We start from the raw sequence: 14,717 nt of genomic DNA on the forward strand, positions 1-14,717 counted from the left end.
ACAGACGACTAACAGGCCTGACAACCCATCGGCCTACTGCAGCACCACGCGCTGCGTGTCGACCGAGTCGCCGGTGAAGCGCAGCAGGTACACGCCGGGCTTCAGCTGCCCGCGCGGGATGCGGAGTGTGCTTTGCTGCTCCACGCGCACCTGCCGGAGCACCCGACCGGTCACGTCCAGCACCTCGATGCGGCGCACGTGCGTGGGGTTGGCGGCCAGCTTCACGGTCAGGTAGTCGGTAGCCGGGTTGGGGTATACCTCGATGCCCTGCCTGGCCAGCGGATTGGTTGCGGCCGTCACGGCGCAGTTGCTGGCCGCGCCGCCTTTGCCGCCGATGGAGGCCGTGGAAGCGGCCACCACAAACTTGTCGAGCTGGGTGTTGCCGGCCGTGTGGTAGGCCAGGGTGAGCGTGTGCGGGCCCACCGTCAGCGGGGTTTCCTTCATTTTCAGCCAGCGCCAGCCGGCCGTGGCGCCCACCTCCTTCACGCTCACGTCGTCGATGTAGTACGTAGTGGCTACCTGCCCCATGTCGAACAGGAACGTGGTGGAGGCCAAGGACGCGGTGATGGTCCAGGTTACCTGCTGCCAGGCGGTGCCGATGGTTTGGTCGGCCTGGTACTGGGGGGAGCTGGGGCCGGTGGAAAGGCGGATGGAGCCGCCCGCCGCGGCGGCCCGCACCCAGTACGAAATCTGGTACTGCTTGCCGATGGTGGTGGGGAAGGCCGCGCTGGTCACTTGCACCCGCCACTGGTTGCCGGGCTGCGCGGTGGGGTTGACCACCTTCATCGAGCCGGTGCCGCTGTGGGCGTCGGCCGCCACGGTGTTGGCCGTGATGGTGGCGCCGGTGGCGTTGAGAGTGGTCCAGCCGGTCAGGCCGTTTTCAAAACCGGGGTTGGTGGCCAGCTGGCTGGTCACGGCCTGGAAGGCTTCGTTGTCGACTTTCAGCCAGTAGCCGTACTCCTCCGTGGCCGGCACGTTGATGCGGGCCATCAGGCTGTAGGTGCCAGCGCTGTCGGCCGTAAAGGGCACGGTCAGGTAGGCCGAAGCCGCGGTGGGGGCGGCGCTGGGGCTGCTGAGGGTGGCGGGCACCCGCACGTAGGAGCCGCCCGAGGCCGAGGTATCGGCCACGGTGCTCCAGTCGGCGCCGCGCGTGCCGCATTCGGCTTCCAGCCAGTAGCGCTTGCCCAGGGGCTCGGCGGGCAGCACTGGGTTGCCGGTGCCCCACCAGCGGTACCAGCGCTGGTGGTCGAGCTGCCCGAAAGGGTGCACGGTGATGTTGGTGTTGGCGGCGGTGTTGCCGAGCATAAATTTCTCCACGAAGGCCTCGATGGCCGGCTGCTGGGTGCTGGGTACCGCGCAGTGGTTGTGCCCGCCGTCGATGTAGAAGCCGAACCGGTCGGCTATGCCGAAGGTGTTCCAGACCACGTGCGCGGCCCGGGCCGAGACGTAGGCCGAGGGGTTGGCCAGCCACTCAAAATCGGTGTTGGCCGTCACCAGCAAGGCCCGCGGCGCAATCATGGCCATCAGCTCGTGGTGGTCGTGGGGCAGCTTGGCCACGTTGGTGCCCTGAAACTGCTGCATGTCGTCCTTGAACCAGCGGTAGTCCGTGGCACCGAGCTTTTCCACTGCGCCCAGCGTCTCCGACACGCGCCAGGCCGGGGCCCCGCCGCCGCCCGATTCCTGGGCAATGGTCAGGGCAATCCGCTCGTCGAAGGCGCCCGAAAACAGGGCCATCTTGCCCGCGTAGGAGCAGCCCGTCACGGCCAGGCGCTGCCGGTTGATGGGCAACTGCGCCTGCACCAGCTCCAGCCCGTCGATAATGCGGCTTACGCCCCAGGCCCAGGCGCTGTACTGCCCGGAATTGGCGAGCGTCTGCGAGGGGTAAAGGCGGTAGTAGGGGTCGGTCAGGGCCGGGTTGCCGTAGGTCGTGACCTGGTTGTGGTTGTACTTGATGGTGGCAATGTTGCGGCTGGTAAACACCGCGGCCGGAATGCTGCCCGTGCCGCTGTTCATGCCGATTACGGCTGGAAACGGCCCGGTGCCGGTCGGCAGCGTCACTTCCGAGGTCAGCGTAAGCGTCTGCCCGTTTTCGGTCACCACCACCGTCAGCGTGCCGGTGCCGGCCGTGGTGCCGGCGGCGTAGCTGGCCGTAATGTTCTGGGGGCGCGGGGGCTTGGTGCCGATTTCGTAGTTCTCGATTTCGGCCCGGATTTCGTTGCGGCGGCACTCCCAGTCGCTAAAAGCGGTGGAGCGCGCGGAATTGTCGGACTTCATAAACGGGTCCGTCAGCGGCTGCACCACGGGCAGTTGGCTGAAGCTGGGCAGCACCGGAGCCGCGCAGCTGGCGCCGGTATTTTCGACGCTGTAGACCAGCGGCGGCGTCTGCTGCGCCGCGGCGCGCAGGCCCAATAGGCTCAGGACCAGGCACAGGGCTCGGGCAGCCATGGTAGATGTTTTCTTCATTGTACAATGGGAATGGGTAAGAAAAGAGCGGCGGTAGGCGCCAAGCAGGGGCGGCGCAAGAGGCGGGAGTAGGGTAGGGCAGTGGGGCAATAGGCAGGACAACTAGGAAGGGCTGAAAAAGCAGCGGGCGGCCGGCCCGCGAGAAAAGCTACGGATTGGAAAAATTAAATTATGTGGATAAGTATGCGGGGCGCTTTGTCTGACCGATACGCTTCGCGCTGGGCCACATAGGGCAGCCTTGAGGGGAATATAAACGCGCTGCCAGCCCGCGCTAGTGGTCTTGCGAGTGTTGTTTAAATGAAAGTATCACAATCGTTTCCGCAAACGATTGTATACTTGGTGGCGCCGAAAACTGCTATTTCGCCCGGGTGCTTGGTGGCCGTTGGCACTGGGTTAATTCGCAGGATGGTTTTGTCGCAGAATAATCTAATTGCTCCGCTGCTTCGGCAGGCCTACTCGTGGTGTGAGGGCCGGGCAAGCAGAGTGACCGTCACAACGGTTGCGTATGAGCTGCCGCAGCCCTCACCTTCATCATTCCGTAACTTCGCCGCCGCACCCAATTCCCCATCCGCCTTGCGTTTCCCCGTCAAGACCTGCCTGCTGTTGCTGCTGTGCCTGATGCCGCTGCTGCTGCCGGCCCAGCACCGCCGCAAAGCCGCGGCCAAGAAGAAGCCCGCCGCCTCCGCCGCGGCCCGGCGCCGTCCCGCTCCCAAAGCCGCTACGGCCGCCAAGCCGCGCCCGGTAGCCGCCCCGGCCAAAAAAGCCGCAGCTGCCAAGACTCAGGCAGCGGCCAAAGCCGCCCCGGCGGCCCAGCAGCCGGCGTTTCTGCAGTATCTGCACTCGCGCTGGGTTGATTCGGTGATGCTCACGCTCACGCCCGAGCAGCGGGTGGCCCAGCTGTTTATGGTGGCCGCCTACTCCAACCGCCAGCGCATCGACGAGGACTCGATTTCGACCCTGATCCAGCAAAGCGGCATCGGCGGGCTCATCTTCTTCCAGGGCGGGCCGGTGCGGCAGGCCAAGCTGCTCAACCGCTACCAGGCCCAAAGCAAAGTGCCCCTGCTGGTGGCCATGGACGCGGAGTGGGGCCTGGGCATGCGCCTCGACAGCACCATCCGCTTTCCCTACCAGATGACCATGGGCGGCGTGCGTGACAACCAGCTGCTCTACGAGATGGGGCAGGAGCTGGGCCGGCAGATCCGCCGCATCGGCATGCACGTCAACTTCGCCCCGGTGGTCGACGTGAACAACAACGCCGCCAACCCCGTCATTGGCTTCCGCAGCTGGGGCGAGAACAAGCGCGGCGTGACGCAGAAAAGCCTGGAGTACATGCGCGGCATGCAGGACGCGCAGGTGCTGGCCGTGGCCAAGCACTTCCCCGGCCACGGCGACACCGACGCCGACTCTCACCTGGCCCTGCCCATCATCCGCGCCGACCGCCGCCGCCTCGATTCCCTGGAGCTGGTGCCCTTCCGCGCCCTGATGAGCCGGGGCCTGGGCGGGGTGATGATTGCCCACCTGAACATTCCCGTGCTCGACAGCACCGGCACGCCCTCCACGCTCTCCAAGCGCATCGTGACGGACATGGTGCAGAAGCAGATGGGCTACCAGGGCATCCTCTTCACCGACGCCATGAACATGAAAGGCGTGACGAGCAAGTACCCGCCCGGGGAGGCCGACGTGCGCGCCATCCTGGCCGGCAACGACATCCTGGAATTCTCCAAGGACGTGCCCAAGGCCCTGCGCGCCGTGCGCGCCGCCATCGACTCGGGCCGCATCAAGCAGGCCGACATCGATATGCGCTGCCGCCGGGTGCTGGCGCTGAAGCAGTGGTCGGGCCTGAACCACTACCGCCCCATCGAGCTGAAGAACCTCACCGCCGACCTCAACAACCCCCACGCCCAGCACATTGCCCAGCGCCTGCAGGAGCTGAGCATGACCGTGCTGCGCAACCAGAAGAAGCTGCTGCCCCTGCAGCGCCTCGACACCCTGCGCATTGCCACGGTGCTCATGGGCTACAAGGACACCACCGACTTCCAGCGCATGGTGGCCGACTACGCGCCCGCCGGGCACTTCAACATTTCGCCCACGCCCACGCTCGACGAGCTGGCCCGGCTGCGCGAGCAGTTGAAAGGTTACAACCTGCTGCTGGTGGGCCTGCAGAACCTGGGCCGCAACCCGGCCACCTCCTTCGGCATCTCACCCGAGGAAAACGTGCTGCTGCGTGAGTTGGCCGGGCTCAAGAAAAAGATGGTCGTGTCGGTGTTCGGCAACGCCTACGCCGTGGCCAAGCTGCGCGACCTGAACGCGGCCGACGCGGTGGTGCTGGCCTACCAGGAAAGCAAAAACGCCCAGGAGCTGGCCGCGCAGGTCATCTTCGGCGGGGTAGGGGCTACGGGCAAGCTGTCGGTATCGGTGCCGGGCAGCCCGTACAACTACGGCGCCGGCCTCACCACGCAAGGTGGGATGCGCCTGCGCTACGCCCAGCCCGAAGCCGTGGGCATGAGCAACCTGCTCGAAGCCCACGTGGATTCTTTGCTCAACGGCGCAATGGCCGCCCGGGCCTTCCCCGGCGGGGAGGTACTCATTGCCCGCCGCGGCACGGTGGTCTTGCGCAAGAGCTTCGGCAAGCACACTTACGACGCCGGCGCCCGCCCCGTGCGCAGCACCGACCTCTACGACCTGGCCTCGGTGACGAAAGTGGCCGCCTCCACGCCCGCCCTGATGAAGCTGCAGGACATGGGCAAGTTCAGCCCCGACCAGACCATGGGCAGCTACTTCGACTTCCTGAAAGGCTCGAACAAGCAGGACCTCAAGCTGCGCGACGTGCTCACCCACCAGGCCCGCCTGAAAGCCTGGATTCCGTTCTGGCAGCAGTACACCCGGCCCAAGGGCTTCTTCGCCCGCCTGTTCGGCAAGTACCCGCACGACCCGATCAAGACCGCCCCGGGTGAGGTGCTGCCCATGAGCCCGAAGTTCTTCAAAGCCGACTCCTCGGCCCGCTTCCCGCTGAAAGTGGCCAACGGCATGTGGGGCCGCAAGGACCTGCCGGAGCGCCTGCGCAAAAGCATTGCCGAGTCGCCGCTCAACGATAAGCCCGGCTACGTGTACTCCGACCTCTCCTTCTACCTCTACCCGCAGCTGGTGCAGCAGCAGACCGGCAAATCCTTCGAGCAATTTTTGAGCGAGGAGCTGTACCGCCCGCTGGGCGCCACCACCCTGGGCCTGCACCCGCAGTGGCGCTTCCCCCAGGCCCGCATCGTGCCCACGGAATACGACTCCTTGTTTCGTAAGCAGCTGCTGCACGGCACCGTGCACGACGAGGGTGCAGCCCTGCAGGGCGGCCTCTCGGGCCACGCCGGCCTGTTCGGCTCGGCCAACGACCTGGCCAAGCTGGTGCAGCTCTACGCCTGGGAAGGCCAGTACGGCGGCCAGCAGTTGCTCAAGGCCGAGACGGTGCGCGAGTACACCAAGTGCCAGTTTTGCCCCGACAACCGCCGCGCCCTGGGCTTCGACCGCCCCGCCAACGACCCCAAAGTCAACACGGCCAAGGACGCCTCGCCGCGCAGCTACGGCCACACCGGTTTCACCGGCACCTACTTCTGGGTGGACCCGCAGTACGACGTGATGGTCATCCTGCTCACCAACCGCGTGAATCCCACGCGCCGCAACAACAAAATCACCGAGCTGAGCGTGCGCAGCAAACTGCTGCAGCTGGCCATCGACGCGGTGAAGTCCGAGCGGCCCCAGGTAGAATCGACGGTGCCTAAGGAGGAATAAGGACGAAAAGGAGCGGACAAATAAGAACGTCATCCTTATCTGGCGTACGCCCAAGCGAAGGACATTCCTCAATCCCAGCACCAACCGAGAAGCGCAGCCGCCAACGCCCCATTGTGAGGGCTTGGTGGCTGCGCTTCTGTGTTACCGGAAAAGCGTCGGCACTGAGTAGGCAGCGGCGGGGCGGGGTGCGAGGAAGGCCCTTCGCTTGGGCGTACGCCAGATAAGGATGACGGACGAGCTAATCAGTGGCCGATCAGCTACTTACCGCTCTACTCCTTCATGGTGCTCGTCATCTTGCTCTCAATGCTTTTCTGCAGCTCGGGCAGGTGCTCCTGCAGCCGGCGCTGGCCCAGCTCCATGCCGGCCACCATCAGCTGGCTTTGTTTGCCGGTGAATTTCTGGCCGGTGGAGGAAGCGTAAAACTTCTTCAGCTCCTTGAGCTCCTTTTCGCTGAACTCGCGGGCGTAGAGGTCGGCCATGTCGTCCTTGAGCGAGGCCCAGCTCATGTATTTGTTTAGAAAGCTGCGCATTTCGGGCTCCACCGCCTTCAGCTCGGGCCGTTGCGTGAGCTGGGCCGTTACCATCTGATCGAGAGCGCTGGTGGTGGTTTGCTCCATCTGCATGGCTACCAGCAGCTCCTCGGCGGCTTTGCGCTGGGCGGCGGGTACGGGGGCAGCGCTGGGGGCAGCGGCGGCCGTGGTTTGGGCCGTAGCGGCCGGCGCGGCCAGCAGCAGGCCAGCGGCAAGAGCGAGTAAGTATTTCATAGCAAGTGCGTACGGGTTTTTTGGCGCTGCGGTCGTGCCCGCACGCAACCATTTGGCCCCAGCGGCTATCTGTAGCAGTGAAGGCGGCAGCGGCGGGGTACTCACTACCAAGCCGCTGCCGTTGTGCTTATCCGCCCCGTGCCGACTCACTACCACATGCTTATGCTATTTACAAGCGCTGTACTTCGGCCCATCTTTGCATCGTTGGCCGGCGCTACTGCCCGGTCTGCTTCGCCCCCGACTACGCCATTGCCCGCTATGAACTCAATGCTACCCACCTGGCTGCGCCGCCCCGTGCTGCCCACTGCCCTGGCCGCCGTGCTGCTGTTACCCGGCTGCGGCACCGGGCTCTTCCCCGAGCCCGAGGGGCAGGAAACGCCCGAATACCAAATCAGCCAAGCCGAGCAAGCCTGGGCCACGCCCTACCGCCTTGGCGACGAGTGGCGCTTCCGCAACGCCGCCGGCTACGAACGGCGCTACCAGGTCAAAGGCCTGGCCGACCAGCAACTGCCCGGCATGGCCGCCGGCTCGCAGCGCGTGCAGTACTACCGGCAGGGCCTGAGCGCCCGCCTGGAGCGCGTCGATTCCGGCTACGTAGCCCGGCCGGGCCAGCAGCAGTACCTGGCCCAGTTCAGCATGAAGGCCGCCGTGCCCAAGAGCGCCGAGCCGCTGACCGTGGAGCTGACCTGGGGCCCCAGCCAGCTGCGCCTGCCCGCCGCCGCGCAGCCCGGGGCCCTGCCCGCCGATGTGCGCCTGCTGCCCGCGGCCACGCTGGGCACCCGGCAATACCAGAATGTGTGGGAGTACACCAGCCTGCTGACCTCGGCCGCCCGCGTGCCGGCCGGCGCCGTGCGGCAGGTGTACTACACGAAGGAAAACGGTGTCGTGCGCTTTGTGGAAGCCAACGGCACCGTGTGGGACCGACAGTGACCCCTGCGGTTCCACAAATTGGTGAGTGAAAATGGTGAAGCAGGCGGTTCCCTTTGGGGCCGCCCGCTTTGCGTTTAGGGGCGTAGCTTTCCAACGTTGACTCACTGCGTTAACTTTGGCGGGCATCGGGTACGGCGACGCATTTTATTCGGGGCGCCGGATTGTTATCATCCTTTTTCACATCGATTTATGAGCCTTTCTACTTACTGGGAGCCTGCGCGCAAGGGTCTTGGCTTTGCCGCCGGGCTGATGCTGCTGGGTGCCGCGGCCCAAGCGCAATTCGTGCCGGCGGGCACGTACGCGTCGGTGCACAACTACGTGACCCTGGGCGACACCAACGGCGACGGCCGACTCGACATCGTTACCTGTAACTCCCTCGGCACCGTCGATGTGCTGCTGAGCGGAAGCTCGGGGTTTGCGCCGGCCACCACTTACACCACGCAGCTCAGCAGCTGCGGCACGGTGGCCGTGGGCGACGTGACTGGCGACGGCCGCGCGGATTTGGTTGCGGGGGACTTCACGGAAGGCTGGCTGGCGGTGCTGCCGGGCCAGGCCGGCGGCTTCGGCACCCCGACGCGCTACTTCGTGGGCAACAGCAGCCGCATTGCCACCGTGGTGCTGGGCGACGTAACCGGCGACGGCCGCGCGGACATCGTGGCCACCGATTACATCACGGGCAACATCGTGGTGCTGCCCGCGCAGGCCGGGGGCGGCTTCGGCACCATCAGCACCTACACCATTGCGGGGTTGACGCGGCCCATCGGGGCGCGGCTGGCGGACTTGAACGCGGACGGCCGGCTGGACATCGTCGTGGGCGGCTCGCAGGTGATAGGCGTGCTGCCGGGCCAGGCCGGCGGCGGCTTCGGCACGCCCCGCACGTACATGATTGGGACGAACGACGTGGCGGACTTCGCGCTGGCGGACGTGAACCAGGACGGCAGCCTCGACATCGTGGCGCCGGGCCTGGGCAGCGTGCAGCTGTACCTGCTGCAGGCGGGCCAATTCCTGGCCTACGGCTACTACCCGGCAAACGGCCTGCCCAACGTAACGGCTGTGGCCGACGTGAACGGCGACGGCCGCCCGGATATGTTGACGAACGATTCCGGGACGCGTGACATCGGCACCCTGCTGGGGCAGCCGGGCGGCGGGTTCGTCAACGGCAACTCCTACACCAACTGGCCGCGGGCAACCGGATCGGCCAGCTACAAAAGCCTGGCCGTCGGGGACGTGAATGCGGATGGCAAGCTCGACATCGTTTCGGGCAACATGCTCAGCAACGAAGTGGGCGTGTTGCTGAATACCAGCGTGCTGGCCGCCCGTCCGGGCGCGGTCAGTCAGGACTTGGCGCTGTTTCCCAACCCGGCCCGGCACGCCGCCACGCTGCACCTGCCCGCGGGGATGGGCGCGCAAGCGGCAACGCTCACCGTGGCCGATGCCCTGGGCCGCGTGGTGCGCACGCGCGCCCTGCCCGCCGCACCGGGCTGCCAGCCCACGCTTGACCTGACGGGGCTGCGGCCCGGCGTGTACACGGTGCGGGTGCAGGCCGGTGCCCGGGCCGCCGTTCAGCGCCTGACGGTGGAATAACCGCAAGGGCTCCTGACGGCAATAGCGCTGGTAGCGGCGCCGCAAAATCAAACCGCAGAGCCGGCCGGGAACTTCCTCCACGTGCAGCTGGAGTAGTTCCTGGTTTTTATGTTCTGCCCAAAGGAAGGAGCAGCCGGCTTGGTTCAGCGGCAAGGGGGCCGCCCAACTGCCGGAAGCCCCAGCCGCGCCGCTTGGCGGCTTGGTGCGACGTGGGCAAAATCCGTAGCTTACCCGCTACTGCTCCGGATTCCCACCTTTTCCTGCTGTTTCCTATGCTAGGACTGATGATGCAGACGCCGCTGCGCATTGCGGCCCTGCTCGAACACGCCGCCAAGTGGCACGCCGATACCGAAATCGTGTCGCGCAATACCGAGGGCGGGCTGCACCGCTACACCTACCGCGCCGCCCACCAGCGGGCCCAGCAACTGGCCAACGCCCTGCTCGCGCTGGGCATTCAGCCCGGCGACCGGGTGGGCACGCTGGCCTGGAATAACCACCGCCACTTCGAGCTGTACTACGGCGTGTCGGGTCTGGGGGCGGTGTGCCACACCATCAACCCGCGCCTGTTCGCCGAGCAGCTCGTCTACATCATCAACGACGCCCAGGACCGCCTGCTGTTTTTCGACGCGACCTTTCTGCCCCTGGTGGAAAAACTGGCCCCGCATTGCCCCTCGGTGGAACACTGGGTGCTGATGACCGACCGCGCCCACATGCCCGCCACGTACCAGCTGCCCGGCGACTTGCTCTGCTACGACGAGCTGCTGGACCGCGAAGCAGCCGCGTACGAGTGGCCGGTGTTCGACGAACATACGGCATCCTCGCTCTGCTACACCTCCGGCACCACCGACCAGCCCAAGGGCGTGCTCTACTCGCACCGCTCCACCTTGCTGCACAGCTACGCCGCCTCCCTGCCCGACTGCTTCAACTGCTCCGCCCGCGACGTGGTGCTGCCCGTGGTGCCCATGTTCCACGTCAACGCCTGGGGCATTCCGTACATGGTGCCGCTCAACGGCTGCAAGCTGGTGCTGCCCGGCCCCGGCCTCGACGCGGCCAGCCTCTTCGAGCTGTTCGAAAGCGAAGGCGTCACGTTTTCGGCCGGGGTGCCCACTATCTGGTTTGGGCTGCTGCAGTTCATGCGCGAAGGAAAACGGCAGTTCCGCACGCTGCGCCGCATGATAGTGGGCGGTGCGGCCTGCCCGCCGGCCCTGCTGCGGGCCTTCGACGAAGAGCTAAGCGTGGAAATTCGCCACGCCTGGGGCATGACGGAAACCTCCCCGCTGGGCACCGTCAGCACGCTCAAGACCAAGAACCTCACGCAGCCCGCCGAGCAACAGCAGGCCCTCAAAAACAAGCAGGGCCGCGTCATCTTCGGCGTCGACATGAAAATCGTGGACGACGCGGGCCGGGAACTGCCCCACGACGGCGAGGCCTTTGGCGACTTGCTGGTGCGGGGCCCCTTCATCGTGGGCGACTATTACCACGCCGCCCAACCCGGCCAGCTGACCGCCGACGGCTGGTTCCGCACCGGCGACGTGGCCACCATCGACGCGGACGGCTTCATGCAGCTCACCGACCGCTCGAAGGACGTCATCAAGTCGGGCGGGGAGTGGATTTCGAGCATTGCCCTGGAAAACCTGGCCGTGGCCCACCCCGCCGTGGCCGAAGCCGCCGTCATCGGCCTGCCCCACCCGAAATGGAGCGAGCGGCCCCTGCTGGTGGTCGTGCGCAAGCCCGGGCAGGACGTATCGCGCGAAGAGCTGCTCAGCTTCTACGAGGGCAAAGTGGCGCCGTGGTGGGTGCCTAGCGCCGTCGAGTTTGTGGAGCAGTTGCCCCACACGGCTACCGGCAAACTGCTCAAAACCCAGCTGCGCAAAGATTTCGCCGGCTACGAGTTCGAGACAAAAGGCTGACAGAGAAGTCGGCGCACAGCTTCGCCATAGTCAGTGTGGGGACTACGGCAGCACTGGCAGTCATTGCGAGCGAAGCGAAGCAATCTTTCCTCCAGGAGCACGACGCTGCAGCTGGTAGAAACCAAAAGTCTGTCAGAACCGAAACAGCACCGCCCGAAACCGGTAACTCCGGTTTCGGGCGGTGCTGTTTCGGGTTGTGCTAGTTGTGCCGTTTGTGCTGCGAGAGGAAGGATTACGTCGTCCTTCGTCCTCGCAATGACAACGAGGCGAGCCGGCGGCTTGAAACGAGGGCTAAAGCCGTACTCAGATTTTGATGAAGATGCGGCGGCGGTACAGCTCCCAGGCCAACAGGCCCCAGACGGTGGTGTAATCGAGGGCGTAAAATAGGGCCGCGTGCTGGGGATTGGCAAAGTGGGGCAACACTTGGGTTTGAAACAGCCAATTGCGCACGGTGTCGGTGGTGCCGTTGGGCATGGTGACATCGTAGGAGCTGAGCAGCTTGTCGACCAGCTCGGAGAGGAAGTAGATGGTAATGGCGTTGGTGCCGAACACCAGCAGCGGGGCGAGGCCGCGGCGCCACTGCTGCACGTCGAGCAGCCAGTACATGGCGGCCAGCAGGGCGCCGGCAATGCCGCCGGAGTAGAGCACGAAGGAGCTGGTCCAGAGCTGCTTGTTGATGGGAAACCAGCTGTTCCAAATAATGCCCAGCACGAGGCAGAGCAGGCTGGCGGCGAACAACCAGGCCACGCGCGTGGCCGCGTCGAGGTCGGTGCGGCGCAGCCAGCGGCCGGCGAATACGCCCAGCAGGCCGGTGCAGATGGACGGGAACGTGCTCAGAATGCCCTCGGGCTCGAAGGAGTAAAACTCGTCGTAGAGGTGGCGCTGGGTAAGCACGAGGCGGTCGAGCCAGGTGCCGATGTTGGTAAGGCGCTCCAGGTTGGCGGGCCCCACGCCGGGCACCGGCACCAGCTGCAGCACCAGGTTGTAGGCCACTAGGATAAAGGCGAAAAGGCCGAGCTGAGTGCGCCAGCGCGTTTTCAGAAAGAGCAGCGAGCAGGCCATAAACACCAAGCCAATGCGCTGCAGCACGCCCATGATGCGAAACGACGTGAAGTAGAATTTCGGCGTCAGGTCGATGAGCATGCCCAGGGCAATAAGGATGAGCGTGCGGCGTAGAATGGTGAACAGCACCCGCCGCTGCCGGGCCGGGTCGTGGCGGGCGCGGTCGAGGGCAAAGACCAGCGAGACGCCCACGATGAAGAGAAAGAAGGGAAAAACCAGGTCGGCGGGGCGGCAGCCGTGCCACTCGATGTGGCTCAGCGGAGTATAGTAGGGGAAGGCACCCGGGAAGTTCACCAGCAGCATCACGATGACCGTGAGGCCGCGGAAGGCGTCGAGGGAAACCAGGCGGCCAGGGCCGGAGGCTTCGGCCACGGGCGTGGTGTGGGTGGTGGCGCGGGCGGCCTCGTCAACGGATTGCATAAGCGGCAACATAGGCGCGGCAGCGGGGGTAAGGCGTACCGCCGGCCGGCGTAATTATTTTTTAGATCGGGTAAATGGCGTTGCCATGAGGCGCGGCCGGCGTCAGCATAGCCGTGCCGGCCTTACGCGAACTGAAAGTTCGCGTTACAACGCGCCAACCGGCGCCTCGGCTTAGGGCGGCTCAGACCTTGATGATGATGCGGCGGCTGTACATCCACCACAAAATGCCCAGCCAGATCAGTATCAGCGTCACGGCGCCGGCGAGGGAGGCGTTGCGCGGGTCGGCAAACACGGGCACGAACAGGGTCTGGTACAGCCACTCCTTCAGGCCGGTATCGGCCGCCTTGCCCGTGGGGTCGGGCATGCGGATGAGGCTGAGCGTGCGCGGAATCAGGCCGGAGAGGAAGAACACGGTGATGGCGTTGACGCCGTAAACGAGAAAGGGCTTGATCCAGCCGCGCCAGCCCTGCACGTCGCAGAGCCAGTAGAGCAGGGCCAGGCCGCTCACGGCCATGCCGCCGGTGTAGAGCACGTAGGAGCTGGTCCAGAGGCTTTTGTTGACGGGAAACCAGCTGTTCCAGATCAAGCCGAGCACGATGAGCAGGGTGCCGTCGACGAACAGCCACACCACTTTCTCGGCCGGCTGCACGTCGCGCCGCCGCAGCCACTGCGCCGTGACGACGCCCAGCAACCCGGTACCCACGGCCGGCACGGTGCTCAGCAGGCCTTCAGGGTCCCAGGTTTTGCTGCTTTTCCAGAGGTGGGCCGAGGTGAGCAGGGTGCGGTCGAGCCAGGCGCCGAGGTCGTGGCCGGGCAGCAGCTCGGCGCTGGCGTAGCCCGGGGCGGGCACCAGCTGCAGCAGCACGTTGTAGCCGACGAGCAGGCCGGCCAGCGTCCAGAGTTGGGTGCGGCGCGAGGTGGTCAGAAACAGCGCCGAACAGGCAAAGAACACCAGCCCGATGCGCTGCAGCACGCCCAAGATGCGCACCGTGGCGAAGTCAAACTTGGGGTAGAGCGAGAGCAACAGGCCCAGCCCGAACAGCACCGCCGCCCGCCGCGCCACCCGCAGCAGCGTGGGCCCCAGCGGCTCGTGGCGCTGCTTCACCCCGTCCAGCGCGTACACCAAGGACACGCCCACGATGAAGAGGAAGAAGGGGAAAATCAGGTCGGTGGGCGTGCAGCCGTTCCACGGTGCGTGTTCCAGCGGCTCGTAGATGTGGCCCCAGTCGCCGGGGTTGTTCACCAGGATCATGGCCATGACGGTGATGCCGCGGAACACGTCGAGCGAGACGAGGCGGCCCGGCTGCGAGGCCTCGGCCAGCGGCTGGGTGTGGGTGGTGGCTTCGGCGGCCTGGGTGGTGGATTGCATCAGCGTAGTAGGGTGTTGAGCTCGGTCCAGCCGTTGTCGTAAGCCGGGCCGGCAAGCAATTTAGCAGCTCGTTGCAGCGCGCGGCTCTCCGCTTCGTCAAGTACCTGAAGCTGAATCCGGTTTTCGGGCCCGAAGTGGCAGTAGCAACGCACCGAGAAGGGGTCCTGCGGGTCGAATTTTACGACCAGAAACCAGGTGCCGCTGCCGAAGCTGCCGCGGGGATTGAGGCTTAACCGACAGTCCGTGATATAGCTCCGCTGCTGCGTAACGGCTTCGATATCAGTCAGCAGAGCGTCCATCAGCGCCGCAGCCTGCGTCCAGCAGTACTGATGCCGGGCGGCGGCGCGTGGCTGGGCGTTAAGGCCTTCGTGAATCAGCGCCAAGTGAGTGTACGTCTGCATGCAGTACCGGTAAAACGAAGGCCTATTACCCGGG

At 65.6% G+C, this 14,717-nt stretch carries 9 protein-coding genes; 4 read left to right on the plus strand and 5 right to left on the minus strand.

Annotated features, from left to right (window positions below; genetic code table 11):
- Positions 1-33: 33 nt before the first annotated feature.
- The gene (locus LJ737_RS09790) at positions 34-2,463 is read right to left on the minus strand and encodes a glucuronyl esterase domain-containing protein (RefSeq protein WP_227765150.1); all 2,430 of its coding nucleotides are present in this window, start codon (positions 2,461-2,463) and stop codon (positions 34-36) included.
- Positions 2,464-3,036: 573 nt separating this feature from the next.
- On the opposite strand from LJ737_RS09790, the gene LJ737_RS09795 reads away from it, so the two are divergent.
- Positions 3,037-6,243 carry a serine hydrolase domain-containing protein gene (locus tag LJ737_RS09795; RefSeq protein WP_227765151.1) on the plus strand — a complete coding sequence of 1,069 codons (3,207 nt, stop codon included), beginning with the start codon at positions 3,037-3,039 and terminating at the stop codon, positions 6,241-6,243.
- A gap of 269 nt (positions 6,244-6,512) precedes the next feature.
- Here the strand turns inward: LJ737_RS09795 and LJ737_RS09800 are convergent, their stop codons facing one another.
- Positions 6,513-7,007, minus strand: coding sequence for a DUF2059 domain-containing protein (locus tag LJ737_RS09800; protein ID WP_227765154.1), 495 nt, complete (start codon positions 7,005-7,007; stop codon positions 6,513-6,515).
- A gap of 258 nt (positions 7,008-7,265) precedes the next feature.
- Between LJ737_RS09800 and LJ737_RS09805 the strand changes: the two genes are divergently transcribed.
- The 3 genes from LJ737_RS09805 to LJ737_RS09815 all read left to right on the plus strand — a co-directional run bounded on the left by LJ737_RS09805 (position 7,266) and on the right by LJ737_RS09815 (position 11,431).
- Positions 7,266-7,937 carry a hypothetical protein gene (locus tag LJ737_RS09805; RefSeq protein WP_227765156.1) on the plus strand — a complete coding sequence of 224 codons (672 nt, stop codon included), beginning with the start codon at positions 7,266-7,268 and terminating at the stop codon, positions 7,935-7,937.
- Positions 7,938-8,126: 189 nt separating this feature from the next.
- Entirely contained in the window at positions 8,127-9,521 is a 1,395-nt protein-coding gene (locus LJ737_RS09810) for a T9SS type A sorting domain-containing protein (RefSeq protein ID WP_227765157.1), read from the plus strand.
- A 272-nt stretch (positions 9,522-9,793) separates the two neighbouring features.
- Positions 9,794-11,431: a 3-(methylthio)propionyl-CoA ligase gene (locus LJ737_RS09815; protein ID WP_262907879.1), complete on the plus strand. Its 1,638-nt coding sequence runs from the start codon at positions 9,794-9,796 to the stop codon at positions 11,429-11,431.
- 303 nt (positions 11,432-11,734) lie between these two features.
- Here the strand turns inward: LJ737_RS09815 and LJ737_RS09820 are convergent, their stop codons facing one another.
- The 3 genes from LJ737_RS09820 to LJ737_RS09830 form a co-directional block, all read right to left on the minus strand.
- A complete protein-coding gene (locus LJ737_RS09820) occupies positions 11,735-12,913 on the minus strand; it encodes an acyltransferase family protein (RefSeq protein ID WP_227765159.1) in 1,179 nt (392 codons plus the stop codon).
- Positions 12,914-13,094: 181 nt separating this feature from the next.
- On the minus strand, positions 13,095-14,282 hold the full coding sequence (locus LJ737_RS09825; protein WP_227765161.1) for an acyltransferase family protein: 1,188 nt from the start codon (positions 14,280-14,282) through the stop codon (positions 13,095-13,097).
- On the minus strand, positions 14,282-14,683 hold the full coding sequence (locus tag LJ737_RS09830) for a hypothetical protein (protein ID WP_227765163.1): 402 nt from the start codon (positions 14,681-14,683) through the stop codon (positions 14,282-14,284). Before LJ737_RS09830 ends, LJ737_RS09825 begins: the two co-directional genes overlap by 1 nt.
- Positions 14,684-14,717: the final 34 nt, after the last annotated feature.

It is taken from the genome of Hymenobacter sp. 15J16-1T3B, assembly GCF_020711235.1.
Lineage (GTDB): Bacteria > Bacteroidota > Bacteroidia > Cytophagales > Hymenobacteraceae > Solirubrum.

Excerpts from the sequence above, each read along its gene's own strand:
- LJ737_RS09790 (WP_227765150.1), bottom strand. The coding sequence starts at position 2,463 with ATGAAGAAAACATCTACCATGGCTGCCCGAGCCCTGTGCCTGGTCCTG.
- LJ737_RS09800 (WP_227765154.1), bottom strand. The coding sequence starts at position 7,007 with ATGAAATACTTACTCGCTCTTGCCGCTGGCCTGCTGCTGGCCGCGCCG.
- LJ737_RS09805 (WP_227765156.1), top strand. The coding sequence starts at position 7,266 with ATGAACTCAATGCTACCCACCTGGCTGCGCCGCCCCGTGCTGCCCACT.
- LJ737_RS09810 (WP_227765157.1), top strand. The coding sequence starts at position 8,127 with ATGAGCCTTTCTACTTACTGGGAGCCTGCGCGCAAGGGTCTTGGCTTT.
- LJ737_RS09815 (WP_262907879.1), top strand. The coding sequence starts at position 9,794 with ATGCTAGGACTGATGATGCAGACGCCGCTGCGCATTGCGGCCCTGCTC.
- LJ737_RS09820 (WP_227765159.1), bottom strand. The coding sequence starts at position 12,913 with ATGCAATCCGTTGACGAGGCCGCCCGCGCCACCACCCACACCACGCCC.
- LJ737_RS09825 (WP_227765161.1), bottom strand. The coding sequence starts at position 14,282 with ATGCAATCCACCACCCAGGCCGCCGAAGCCACCACCCACACCCAGCCG.
- LJ737_RS09830 (WP_227765163.1), bottom strand. The coding sequence starts at position 14,683 with ATGCAGACGTACACTCACTTGGCGCTGATTCACGAAGGCCTTAACGCC.